General features: G+C 38.9%; 11 protein-coding genes. 10 read left to right on the forward strand and 1 reads right to left on the reverse strand.

What is annotated here, in order from left to right; genetic code table 11:
- The first annotated feature begins 9 nt into the window (after positions 1-9).
- The 5 genes from PHV78_01805 (at position 10) to tsaD (ending at position 4167) form a co-directional block, all read left to right on the forward strand.
- Positions 10-1020 (forward strand): rod shape-determining protein, encoded by a 1011-nt coding sequence (locus PHV78_01805; protein MDD5395965.1) that lies wholly within the window; start codon positions 10-12, stop codon positions 1018-1020.
- Positions 1021-1110: 90 nt separating this feature from the next.
- On the forward strand, positions 1111-2271 hold the full coding sequence (locus tag PHV78_01810; protein ID MDD5395966.1) for a putative glycoside hydrolase: 1161 nt from the start codon (positions 1111-1113) through the stop codon (positions 2269-2271).
- A gap of 2 nt (positions 2272-2273) precedes the next feature.
- Complete coding sequence (locus tag PHV78_01815; GenBank protein MDD5395967.1) at positions 2274-2570, forward strand: GIY-YIG nuclease family protein; 297 nt, start codon at positions 2274-2276, stop codon at positions 2568-2570.
- 20 nt (positions 2571-2590) lie between these two features.
- The gene (gene rbfA / locus PHV78_01820; GenBank protein ID MDD5395968.1) at positions 2591-2938 is read left to right on the forward strand and encodes a 30S ribosome-binding factor RbfA; all 348 of its coding nucleotides are present in this window, start codon (positions 2591-2593) and stop codon (positions 2936-2938) included.
- A 143-nt stretch (positions 2939-3081) separates the two neighbouring features.
- The gene (tsaD, locus tag PHV78_01825; GenBank protein MDD5395969.1) at positions 3082-4167 is read left to right on the forward strand and encodes a tRNA (adenosine(37)-N6)-threonylcarbamoyltransferase complex transferase subunit TsaD; all 1086 of its coding nucleotides are present in this window, start codon (positions 3082-3084) and stop codon (positions 4165-4167) included.
- 19 nt (positions 4168-4186) lie between these two features.
- On the opposite strand, the gene PHV78_01830 is transcribed toward tsaD, so the two are convergent.
- Positions 4187-5791: a hypothetical protein gene (locus tag PHV78_01830; GenBank protein MDD5395970.1), complete on the reverse strand. Its 1605-nt coding sequence runs from the start codon at positions 5789-5791 to the stop codon at positions 4187-4189.
- 147 nt (positions 5792-5938) lie between these two features.
- Between PHV78_01830 and tsaE the strand changes: the two genes are divergently transcribed.
- The 5 genes from tsaE (at position 5939) to gatC (ending at position 11831) form a co-directional block, all read left to right on the forward strand.
- Complete coding sequence (gene tsaE, locus PHV78_01835) at positions 5939-6385, forward strand: tRNA (adenosine(37)-N6)-threonylcarbamoyltransferase complex ATPase subunit type 1 TsaE (protein MDD5395971.1); 447 nt, start codon at positions 5939-5941, stop codon at positions 6383-6385.
- A 15-nt stretch (positions 6386-6400) separates the two neighbouring features.
- Positions 6401-8746, forward strand: coding sequence for a valine--tRNA ligase (locus PHV78_01840; GenBank protein MDD5395972.1), 2346 nt, complete (start codon positions 6401-6403; stop codon positions 8744-8746).
- A complete protein-coding gene (gene ligA, locus PHV78_01845) occupies positions 8739-10796 on the forward strand; it encodes an NAD-dependent DNA ligase LigA (GenBank protein ID MDD5395973.1) in 2058 nt (685 codons plus the stop codon). The genes PHV78_01840 and ligA overlap by 8 nt, the downstream gene beginning before the upstream one ends.
- Positions 10797-11038: 242 nt before the next feature.
- On the forward strand, positions 11039-11287 hold the full coding sequence (locus PHV78_01850) for a hypothetical protein (protein ID MDD5395974.1): 249 nt from the start codon (positions 11039-11041) through the stop codon (positions 11285-11287).
- Positions 11288-11546: 259 nt separating this feature from the next.
- Positions 11547-11831 (forward strand): Asp-tRNA(Asn)/Glu-tRNA(Gln) amidotransferase subunit GatC, encoded by a 285-nt coding sequence (gatC, locus tag PHV78_01855; GenBank protein MDD5395975.1) that lies wholly within the window; start codon positions 11547-11549, stop codon positions 11829-11831.
- The last annotated feature ends 80 nt before the right edge of the window (positions 11832-11911 follow it).

The raw sequence follows: 11911 nt of genomic DNA on the forward strand, positions 1-11911 counted from the left end.
CAGGCTTAAATGCTTTTCGTCAAAAAAATCGGCATTGACCTAGGGACGGCGACGACCTTGGTATTTTTACCGGGCCGGGGGATTGTGTTAAATGAACCGTCAGTTGTGGCGATTTCGGCTCTTGATAAAACGGTCTTAGCAGTGGGCAATGAAGCTAAAGAAATGATTGGCCGCACGCCAGATACGATTATTGCTAGAAAACCGATGCGTGATGGCGTGATTGCCGATTACCGTACCACAGAATCAATGTTGCGTTATTATATTAATAAAGCTATTGGTAATTTTCATTTTTTCAGGCCCGAAGTTATGGTGGCTGTGCCGGGCGGCATTAGTTCAACCGAAAAAAGAGCGGTCATTGATGCAACCCTAGCTGCCGGCGCTAAAGCTGCTTATATTATTAAAGAACCGATTGCTGCGGCTATTGGCGCCAATATTCCGATTGGTTCGGCTTCTGGGCACATGATTATTGATATGGGCGGTGGCACCTCAGAGATCGCGGTTATTTCTTTGGGCGGAGTCGTGGCCTGCACTTCAGTACGCGTGGCTGGTAATAAATTTGACGCAGCCATCACCGAATATATTAGAAAAAAATACAACTTAGCCGTGGGAGAGCGAACAGCCGAGGAAATAAAAACCAAGGTTGGCGCGGCCATGTATCCGGATAAAAAATTAACCATTGATATTCGCGGTCGTGACATGATTAGCGGTTTACCGCGCATCGTTACGGTTTCTTCCAACGACGTAGTTGAGGCCATTCAAGATGAATTGAATATGATAATTTCTGCGGTTAAGTCAGTTTTATTTGAAACGCCTCCGGAATTGGCCGCTGACGTCATGGATAAGGGTATGGTTTTGGCTGGCGGCAGTTCGCTGTTGCGTTGCATTGATAAATTATTAACCCAGGCAACAGGCGTGCCGGCTTATGTTGCTGACGAGCCGAATTTATGCGTAGCCAAAGGCACCGGTATCGCCTTGGAAAATTTGGAATCATATAAAAAATCCATTTTGGCCGTGCGATAATTACTACAAAACAATTTATTTTTCAAAAAAAACACCCTTGCCTCAAGGCGTTTTTTTTGTTAGTATAAGTTAATGATTGAAAACAATAAAATGAAATCCAAGAAAACGCGTTTCATCTTAAAGCGATATTTTATTATTATTTTTATTTTATTGCCGATTCTTTTGTGCGGTCTATGGATTTTTACCGTTTTTGTTCAGCACAAATATTTACTTACAAACAATGAAACGCCGAAAAAATTCTATCGCGAACAACCATTTTATGTGCGCGGTATTTATTTGTCGTCTTGGACTGCCGCCACGCCCAAATTATTAGATAAAACCCTAGAGCTAGCTAGAAATAATCAAATAAATTCTCTAGTTATTGATCTAAAAGATTCTTCAGGGAATGTGGCCTATGACAGTCGTGTACCGCTGGTTAACCACCTTAATACCAAGCAAGTGCGCATTAGTGTTCTTAGAGAATTAACCGATAAATTACACGGACAAGGATTTTATTTAATCGCTCGTTTGTCGATGTTTCAGGATACGGTTCTAGCGGAAAGCAAACCAGAGTGGGCGTTAAAAAACGTTAACACTGGGAAGATTTGGCGCGATCGGAGAAATTTAGCTTGGGTTGATCCGGCCTCGCCTGACGTTTGGCAATATAATTTAGATATTGCCAGAGAAGCTTATGATAACGGATTTGATGAAATAAACTTTGATTATATTCGTTTTCCCTCGGACGGCGATATTAGTTTAATTAAGTATCCGGTTTGGGATAAACAGAACACTAAAGCTGAAGTTATTAAACAATTTTTTGCCAAACAATACGACGAATTAAAAAAATATGGTCCGCGTTCGATTGATCTATTCGGATTAACCCTGTGGCACTTAGAAGATGGAAGTGATATGAATATTGGCCAATCGTTAGCCAATGCTATGCCTTATTTTGATTATATTTGTCCAATGGTTTATCCATCGCATTATCCCAGCGGTTTTGAAAATTTTTCTAATCCGGCCGATCATCCTTATGACGTGGTTTATCGCAGTTTAAATAAATCTAGAATTACTTTTGAAACAATGCGCGCTGACCCCAAGGCCAATCATCCATATGTGCGCCCTTGGTTACAGGCCTTTGACTTGGGGGCGACTTATAATTTGGCTATGATTAAGGAGCAGATTAGGGCGACTGATGAAGGCGGTGGCCTAGGGTGGATCCTATGGAATGCGCGTAATGATTATTCTTCTTTTAATGGTTATAGTTTAAAATAAATATGCCCAATAACAAAACTTCACCAGTGTTCTTCTATACTTACGTGCTCTATAGTCCCAAAGACGACCATAACTATATAGGTTATACCAACAATTTAAAAAAACGACTTCAAGAACACTGGAAAGGAGAAAGTTTTGCTACCAAGGGCAGATTGCCATTAAAATTAATCTACTTTGAGGCATCACTTCACCAAGAAGATGCCAAACAAAGAGAAAAATATCTAAAAACCACGGATGGTCGAAGGTTTTTAGCTAAACGATTAAAACACTATCGTACCAATAATGTTTGGCATCTTTAGTGAAGTTGTTGTTACTGGGTATGTCTAAATTTCGCACAGAAAGAGTCGGTTCTTTAATTCAACAAGAGTTGGGTCAGTCTTTTTGCAAAGAATTAGAATTTCCAGTTGGGTCGCTGGTTACGATTAGCGCCGTGGAAATTAATAATAAAATAGATGAAGCTAATGTTTGGATTAGCGTTTTTCCTTTTAAAAAATCTGGTCAAGTTTTAAGTTTATTAAAAAAGCGTGCGCCATATTTTCAAAAAATGTTAAACAAAAAATTAACAATGCATTTTGTTCCGCAGATTAAATTTTGTTTAGACACAACCGAAGATAGGGCGGCGGATGTTGAAGAATTAATTAATAAAATATCGAGACATACCAAGTAATTGCGTTTATTGGAATAAGTCATGAATCTAGATACCATAATTAAGGCTATCCCGTAAAAGCCGACCGAGGTCGGCTCACGGGATGCTCAAAATTATGGAAAAAATTTACGAACTTTCGTTCTTAATTTTTTAATAATTTTGGCATGAAGATTCTAGCCGTTGAAACGTCATGTGACGAAACCGCCGCATCTATCGTTGAGCTGCGCGGGCAAAAAGAAAAAACGAGATTAAAAATTTTGATTAATCTCGTTTCTTCGCAAATAAAAATTCATCAACAATTTGGCGGAGTGGTACCGGAGGTGGCAGCGCGCGCCCACATTGAACAGATGCCGCTTGTTTTGTCTCAGGCCATATCTCGGGCCAAATTAAGATTTTCTAATATTGATTTAATCAGCGTGACCAATGGTCCAGGACTGGTTACTTCTCTTTTGGTTGGAGTAGAAACGGCCAAAAGCCTGTCTTACTTATTGGCTAAACCGTTGATCGGTGTCAATCATTTGCGAGGCCATATTTATGCGGCTTTGGTCAATTATTTTCTTGGGAAAGAAAAATTAGTTAATAAAAAAATATTTCCAGCCGTAGCGCTTATCGTTTCCGGCGGTCATACAGAACTATTTTTAATGAAAGATTGGTATAGCTTTAAAAAATTAGGACAAACCCTTGATGATGCCGCTGGTGAATATTTTGACAAAACAGCGAAACTTTTAAATCTCGGTTATCCGGGCGGTCCGGTTATTTCTCGGCGAGCTGTGCGGGCTGATAAAAATAACGTTCTAACCGGGTTATTACCTCGCCCAATGTTACAGAGTCAAAATTTTGATTTTAGTTTTTCTGGGCTAAAAACGGCCGTCTTATATTTTTTAAATAATAAAAAAAATAAGCCGTTTATTAAAAATAAGTCTTTTGTCAATAATTTTTGCCAAGAAATTCAGCAAGCGGCGATTGACGTTTTGGTGGCAAAAGCCATTCGCGCAACGCAAGTTTTCGGCGCTCATTCAGTTATTTTAGCCGGTGGCGTGGCGGCCAATAAAGAATTAAGACAACAACTAGCCGCAGGTATCAACGATTTGGCAGCTAGGATTAATTTTTTTGTGCCGCCAATTGAATTTTGTACCGATAATGCCCTAATGATTGCCTTGGCGGGGTATTTTAAGTGGCAAAAGATTCCACAAAAACAAAAGTTGCCCGATTGGCAACGTTTAGAAATTGACCCTAATCAAGAAGCTTAAATTTTTTTGAAAGAAGAAGTTAGTAGATTTCTTCTTTTTTATGTTTTATAAATCCGCGCAGGTTTTCCAAAAAGGTTATAAACATCTGAAAGGGAGTTTCAATAGCTAGATCCAAGACTAAAACCAATACATTGATTTTTGTTAAACCGTAGGCCGCCCATCGACCAACGGTGACTAACGGCATAGAAAAAATATCAATAAGGAATGAAGAAAAGCTAGCCCCTTCTTGTTCTAAGCTTAATTCACGAGCGCGATTGTGGATTTTTACGCCCGTTACAGCGACCAATGAAGTAAAGAATAAAAAGATAACAGAGCTGGCCACGCTAAATTTTAAAGACAAAAGAGCCAAGGTTAATAGCCCAAAAGAAATAAAGAAACTAATAAGATAAAAAATTTGGACCGACGTTTCGCCGAACCATGATTTGGGCGGTGGAACCCTTAAAAGATATTTTTTTGCCTTATTCTGATAAACGACTGACTGCGATTCTTCAATGACTAGCTTAAGATTTTTTTCTGAAGGCATTCGTGCCGCGGCCACTATTAACATCATTAAAAACGGCGGGAAAAGGATGCTGACAATGGTATTAGGCACGGAAAAAGTATGGATTAAATATTTATCTAGCGGAACTTCGATTAGGAGGGCGATGATTATTTTTGATAAGAAAAAAGAGACGATACTTAAAAAAGCTAATCGCCCCAATTTACTTCTAGCTTTTTCAAATCTTTTGCGATATGCGCCCTTGATGGCCTTGTCGAGCAGCTCGGGATTATCGAAAATAGCGCCTGGGTCGGTAATATTTTTATCTTTAGTAAAAACAATATCGCCGATTAAATAAAAAATAGTGTTGTATTGGTTGCAAATAACAGAAAAATATTTTCCTAACGGATTTTTAAGATATTTTTTAATCTTTTGGTGTAAGGTTGGGATAATGTCGGCCGCCATGAGCATATTTTCACTACTTAAGTCGCTCCAGCTCGGGTATAAGAATTTTAAAAGGCGATAATTAAGCTGGGTTTCATCGGCTCGTAGGAGAGACTTTTGTATATTAATGAAGATTTCGATATTTTTATCTTCTTCAGAAAGTTGCGCGCCCTGAATAACTAGGCGACTTTTTATGATTTGATACATTAAATTAGCGGAAAGGTTGTCTTTTAGCGGCGGATCTATTTTTTCTTCGATTTCGCAAGAGCAATTCTTAAGCAGCCATTGTTTAAGGTTTTGGCGATTAGCTACGTGGTTAAGCGTTAGTCGTTGCATTAAAAAAACATATTTGTCGATGATTTTTTGTAAATCTTTAATACGCGCTTCGGGAATAGCGTTGTTGGGCAAATGGCCGGAGCGGATGATCTCTTTTAAAAATGGTTCGGCAATGTTTTGCCCTCTTTGAACTAGCGTTAAATAGCGCTTTAAAGTGCGCTCAATAATGCCCTTGCGCAACAGGTGCTCTTCGCGATATTCGATAATATTTCTGACATTATTATAAAAGCCAGCAATTCGGCTGGCTATTTCGTCAACATGAATCTTGGCTATAAGCTCGGAAGATGGCTTAGGGCTGGTTATTTCAGCGTAGTGTTCCAGGTATTCTTTTATAATGGGCGATAAATTGGGGTTAGTAAATGACATATAGATTATATATTAGCAGAAAATAAGAAAAAGTCAACCCCGCCTTTCTAGAAAAGTGAGGGTCAGTGGCCTTGAAAAACGATTAAAATTAGGCTATAATACTTTAATAAGTCCTCTATATCGGATGACAAATTTAATAAATTTGGCATGAAAACACATATTTCTCACTCTACTAACGAAACATTGTTATTTGGCCAGCTTTTAGCCAAAGATTTGCGCGGCGGCGAAACCCTAGCCTTGACTGGCGATTTAGGATCGGGCAAAACGGTTTTAACCAAAGGCCTGGCCATAGGCTTGGGTATAAAAAATATCATCAACAGCCCGACTTTTGTTTTAATGAAGGTTTATCAAAACAAAAAATCAATCCGTCGGCCGGCGGATAAAATAAAATATTTGATACACGTCGATGCTTATCGTTTAACTTCTAGTAAAGAATTAATGGATATTGGCCTAGGAGATTGGTTTAATAAAAAAAACGCGATCGTGGTCATTGAATGGGCGGACCGCGTTAAAAATATCTTGCCAAAAGGGGCAATTAAGATTAAAATTAAGATTAATCATAAAAAGAACCTTCGTAAGTTTACGATAGTTTAATAAAAATTTTTTAAAATGGAATCAGCCTACGAACCAAAAAAATACGAATCAGATATATATGGACGTTGGGAAGCGAGCGGTTTTTTTAATCCTGACAAACTGCCGGGAGCGCGAACAAAAAAATATTCTGTCGCTATTCCGCCGCCAAACATTACGGGTTCTCTTCATATGGGCCACGCCCTAAACAATACGATTCAAGACATTGCTGTCCGTTTTTACCGCATGCTTGGCTATAAAACTTTATGGGTACCAGGAACTGATCATGCCGGCATTGCTACGCAAAACGTGGTAGAAAAAGAGCTAGCCAAACAAGGCCTTAGTCGCCATCAATTGGGTCGGGAGAAATTTGTAGAACGAGTTTGGGAGTGGAAAGAAAAATATGGAGACCTTATTATTGATCAATTAAAAAAACTTGGCTGTTCTTGCGATTGGTCGCGGCTTAGATTTACCCTAGATGATGGCTATGTTAAGGCCGTGCAGACAGCTTTTGTCCATTATTTTAAAAAAGGTTATATTTATCGCGGTCCGCGGATTGTCAATTGGTGCCCGCGCTGCTCGACGGCTATTTCTGATATTGAGATAAAATATCAAGAAGAGAAAGCTAAATTATGGTATATTAAATATCCCTTGGAAAAAGACAGTCAAAAATTTTTAATCGTAGCCACTACTCGGCCGGAAACTATGTTGGGCGACAGCGCCATTGCGGTTAGTCCAAAAGATGAGCGTTATAAAAATTTAATCGGCCAGAAGGTAATTTTGCCCATTGTTAATCGGCCAATTCCCATAGTCAGTCATCGTTTAGTTGACTTGGCCTTTGGCACTGGCGCTTTAAAGATTACCCCGGCTCACGATGCGGTTGATTGGCAGATTGGCCAAGAAAATAATTTGCCCATTATTAATGTTATTGGTCCAGACGGCAAGATGAGTAAAGAAGCGGGGGAGTACGCAGGACTTAGAACCAAAGAAGCGCGCGAAAAAATCTTAGCTAAATTAAAAGAGCAAAATTTATTAGTTAAAGAAGAGGATTATCCGCATCAAATTTCTTTGTGCGATCGTTGCGGTACTGCCGTTGAGCCGCAGGTTTCTACTCAGTGGTTTGTCAAAATGGATAAATTAGCCACGCCAGCTTATAAGGCAGTAAGCGTAAATAAAATAAAAATTATTCCCGAGCGGTATCAAAAAGTATATTTAACCTGGCTTACTAATATAAAAGATTGGTGTGTTTCGCGGCAGTTGTGGTGGGGACATCGCGTTCCGGCTTGGTTTTGCAAAAACGATAACTCAAAGTTTATCGTCTCTATTGATAAGCCAAAAGCCTGTCCTTTTTGTAAAAATTGCGAGCTTAAGCAAAGCGATGATGTGCTTGATACCTGGTTTTCTTCGGCACTTTGGCCATTTGCCATTTTGGGCTGGCCAGAGAAGACAGCAGACTTGAAAGGTTATTACCCGACCAGCTTTCTTTCTACGGCCCGCGATATTTTATATTTATGGGTAGCGCGTATGGTTTTTTCCGGCCTGGAGTTCATTAATAAAATTCCATTCAAAGATGTTTATATCCACTCAACTATTTTAAATTTAGAAGGTCGCCGGATGAGCAAGTCTTTGGGTACCGGTATAGACCCGTTGGTTTTGATAGAAAAATACGGCACCGATGCGACCAGATTAGGTTTGATTATGCAGATTAATCGCGATCAGCAGGCGATTAAATTTGACGAACGAACGGTTTTGGCGTCGCGCAATTTTATTAATAAATTATGGAATGTTAGCCGTTTCATTTCCGGGCAAAAAGAAAAAATGGCTCATCCCGAGGCGGAAATAAAAATTAAACCGATTACCTTGGCTGATCAATGGATTTTAAGCAGATTTAGTTTTTTGGAAGAATCAATACAAAATAGAATTACTAAATATGAGTTTGGCGAAGCGGCTCGTGAACTTTATGATTTTACTTGGCACGAATTAGCTGATTGGTATTTGGAAATGAGTAAATCGCAAATTGACAACGAAAAAACCAGGGAAAACACCATAAATTGTTTGCGTTTTATTCTCAACAATTTATTAAAACTATGGCATCCGTTTATTCCTTTTGTAACAGAAGAAATTTATAAACAAATAAATCCCGAGCAAAATGATTTGTTAATCGTTACTTTGTGGCCAAAAACAAGTAAGAATTTGTTTAATATTTCGGCTGAGAAAAAGATAGAGACATTAAAACAAATAATAACGGAAATCAGAAATTACAAAGCTTCGCAAAAAATCCCTTTAAACCAAGCGATAGACTATAAAATAGACGATAAAATTAAACTAGACTCTACTCTTAAAGGATTGGCAGAAAAATTGGCCAAAGTAAAAATATATGAATAAATCAGAAGCCAAAAAAAGGATAGAGCAACTTAAAGAAGAGTTGTGGCGTCATGATTATTTATATTACGTTAAAGATGCGCCATCTATTTCCGACGCTGCCTATGACTCTCTAAAAAGGGAGTTATTAAATTTGGAGAAAAATTATCCGGAGTTTATTACACTCGATTCGCCCACACAGAGAGTAGGTGGTCGCCCTTTAGAAAAATTCGAAAAGTTCATCCATCGAATACCCATGCTTTCTCTACAAGACATAAAAGATGACAAAGAGTTTGATGATTGGGAGGTGCGTATTAAGAAATTGATTAATCGGCAGACAAAATTTGATTATTTTGCCGAACTGAAGATGGACGGCTTAGCCGTAGCTATTATTTATAAAGATGGCACGTTTTTTAAGGGCGCGACCAGAGGAGATGGCGTGATCGGCGAGGATATCACACAAAATCTTAAAACCATAAAATCAATTCCATTAAAGCTAAACATCGCTAACCTGGAAAAACGCTTAGGGCGAAAAATAAAGGAAGCGACCATTGAGGTCCGGGGCGAAGTTTTTATGGATAAAAAAGTTTTTTTAAAGTTAAACGAGGAGCAAAAGAAAAGAAACGAACAGGCTTTTGCTAATCCGCGCAATGCCGCCGCTGGTTCGCTTCGCCAGCTTGATCCAAAAATTACCGCCAGCCGGCAGTTGGATTTTTATGGCTATCAGATTATGACCGAGCTCGGGCAAATAACCCATCAAGAAGTGCATCAGTTTTTGGTTGTTTTGGGATTTCGCGACAACACTCACAATCAATTCTGCGAGAATTTAGATTGTTTTAAAAATTTTAAAAAGAAAATAGAACATTTGAGAAATAAATTACCATATGAAATTGATGGGGTGGTGGCTACGGTTAATGACAATAAACTTTTTCAAGAATTAGGCTCGGTAGGCAAAAATCCCCGCGGAGCCGTGGCCTATAAATTCCCCGGGCTTGAAGCAACGACTAAAATAAAAGATATTATCGTTCAGGTTGGCCGTACCGGCAGATTAACTCCGGTGGCTATTTTAGAACCTATAGTCCTAGGCGGTGTAACCATTTCTCGCGCTACTTTGCATAATCAAGACGAAATTGAACGTTTAGGTGTAAAAATAGGCGATACGGTGGTTGTTCAGCGCGCCGGCGACGTTATACCTGCTATTTTAAGTGTTTTAAAAAATTTGCGCACTGGACACGAAAAAACCTTTAAAATGCCGATTAAATGCCCAGTTTGCGGCTCTAAGGTTATCCATCGTCAGGGCGAAGTTGATTATTATTGTTCTAATGAAAATTGCTATCAAACATTGCGGCGTCAAATTTATCATTTTGTCTCTAAGGGCGCTTTTGACATAGAACATTTAGGGCCGAAAATTATCGATCAATTGCTTGGCGCTGGATTAATTCACGATCAGGCTGATATTTTCGCCCTAAGCAAAGATCAATTAATGGAAGTAGAAAGATTCGCCGATAAGTCAGCTGATAATTTAATTAAGTCAATCGAGCAGGTGAAAGAAGTTACTCTGGCGCGACTGCTTTATTCTTTGGGCATTCGTCATATTGGCGAAGAAACAGCCATTTTATTATTTAATAAAATTAGCGAATCGGATAAAATAATAAAAAACATTAACCAGGTAATTAATTTCTTTTCATCAAAATCAGTCGATGATTGGGAGCGCATTTCAACCATTGGTCCGGTTTCAGCTCGTAGCCTAGTTGAATGGTTTAGTAAAAAAGAAAATATAAATTTATTAAATAAGTTAGAAAGATTTGGCGTAGTTATTAAACCCGAAAAGCCGAGTACGGTCAGACAAAAATTGGCTGGTTTAAAATTTGTTTTAACCGGGACACTATCTTCAATGACTCGCGACGAGGCTAAGGCAAAAATTAGGGGATTGGGCGGCAGCACCTCCGAGAGCGTTGGCAAAAAAACAGACTTTGTCTTAGCTGGCACTGATTCTGGCTCAAAATACGATCAAGCTCGCCGTTTAAACGTAAAAGTTATTTCTGAGCAAGAATTTTTACGGATGATTAAGTAAATTTTTATTAAATTAACGTTAAAAATCGGACGGCCTTAAAATGCCGTTTTATTTTAGTTTCAACGCCCCATCGCGTGTTAAATAGAGCCAAAATGCCATCTTGCGAGTTTGCGAGCCGAAGGGTTGACTTTGTCTCCGTAGTTTTTCCAAGGCGGCTTGATTTTGCACAGTTTTTGCACCTTTAAATTGACAAATTCCTTAAAAGCGTTATAATGATTATGTAAATAATTTAGTTCTTTGCTATGAGAACAGAGAGACCAATCACCACCTTGGCCTATCCATCGCCAGAGCAGCTGGTTGACGAAAAAAGAGAGATTCTAGATGAACTCTATCGCAGAAAGAATGAAAAGGAAGAGGTGCAAGGCATCATCGATTGTCTCCCCGTAACCACGAGCGACAGAGAGCGCATTCTTTCACTCCAGGCGGAGCTAGCAAGAATTGACGCTGAAATAGTCGCTCTTCAGAACCGATTGAGAGAAGTTGGTGACTAAATGGCACGAATGGAATTTGCCGGACTAAAAGAGTTGATGGGCGGGCCTAAAATTAAGACAGGTCTCATTTCCATCAATGAGAATGAGCTTTATTGTATTCAATAAGGCTTTTTTGTTTTGTCGAAAGAAGGACAAAAGGAAAATGTGGTTTTACGTTTTCTTGAAGCGACTACAAAACACAGGGCATGGCCCTGTCTATTCTTTATGACTTTTGTTTCCTTGCCAACTTAAAATTAGTTAGTATAATATATCTATCAATATGTTAAACCAGGAACAAATAAAGCATTTGGCTAAATTGGCGCGGCTCGACTTGACCGAGGCCGAATTATTGAAATATCAAAAACAAATTTCTGATGTTTTAGAATTTGTTGGCCAATTACAGAAGATTGACGCGGCCAATTCAAAAGAGAGGCTAGTCAAAAATATTGCGCCCTTACGCGAAGATATTGGTGAAATTCGTTCCGACGAAGATCAAGAAAACCTATTAAACCAAGCGTCGCTAAGGGAGGGAAAATTCATTAAAACTAAGGGCGTTTTTGAATAAATATGCCCAGTAACAAAACTTCACCAGTCCGCTGAAGCGGACTGAAAGTTATGTTATGTGAGGCAAATAACCATCGAGAT

It is taken from the genome of Patescibacteria group bacterium (genome assembly GCA_028715115.1).
GTDB lineage: Bacteria > Patescibacteriota > Patescibacteriia > UBA2591 > UBA4787 > JAQUSN01.

What these genes read in the sequence shown, in the direction of transcription:
- PHV78_01830 (MDD5395970.1), bottom strand. Translation starts at nt 5,791, where the DNA reads ATGTCATTTACTAACCCCAATTTATCGCCCATTATAAAAGAATACCTG.
- ligA (MDD5395973.1), top strand. Translation starts at nt 8,739, where the DNA reads ATGAATAAATCAGAAGCCAAAAAAAGGATAGAGCAACTTAAAGAAGAG.
- tsaE (MDD5395971.1), top strand. Translation starts at nt 5,939, where the DNA reads ATGAAAACACATATTTCTCACTCTACTAACGAAACATTGTTATTTGGC.
- rbfA (MDD5395968.1), top strand. Translation starts at nt 2,591, where the DNA reads ATGTCTAAATTTCGCACAGAAAGAGTCGGTTCTTTAATTCAACAAGAG.
- PHV78_01850 (MDD5395974.1), top strand. Translation starts at nt 11,039, where the DNA reads ATGAGAACAGAGAGACCAATCACCACCTTGGCCTATCCATCGCCAGAG.
- tsaD (MDD5395969.1), top strand. Translation starts at nt 3,082, where the DNA reads ATGAAGATTCTAGCCGTTGAAACGTCATGTGACGAAACCGCCGCATCT.
- gatC (MDD5395975.1), top strand. Translation starts at nt 11,547, where the DNA reads ATGTTAAACCAGGAACAAATAAAGCATTTGGCTAAATTGGCGCGGCTC.
- PHV78_01810 (MDD5395966.1), top strand. Translation starts at nt 1,111, where the DNA reads ATGAAATCCAAGAAAACGCGTTTCATCTTAAAGCGATATTTTATTATT.
- PHV78_01815 (MDD5395967.1), top strand. Translation starts at nt 2,274, where the DNA reads ATGCCCAATAACAAAACTTCACCAGTGTTCTTCTATACTTACGTGCTC.
- PHV78_01805 (MDD5395965.1), top strand. Translation starts at nt 10, where the DNA reads ATGCTTTTCGTCAAAAAAATCGGCATTGACCTAGGGACGGCGACGACC.
- PHV78_01840 (MDD5395972.1), top strand. Translation starts at nt 6,401, where the DNA reads ATGGAATCAGCCTACGAACCAAAAAAATACGAATCAGATATATATGGA.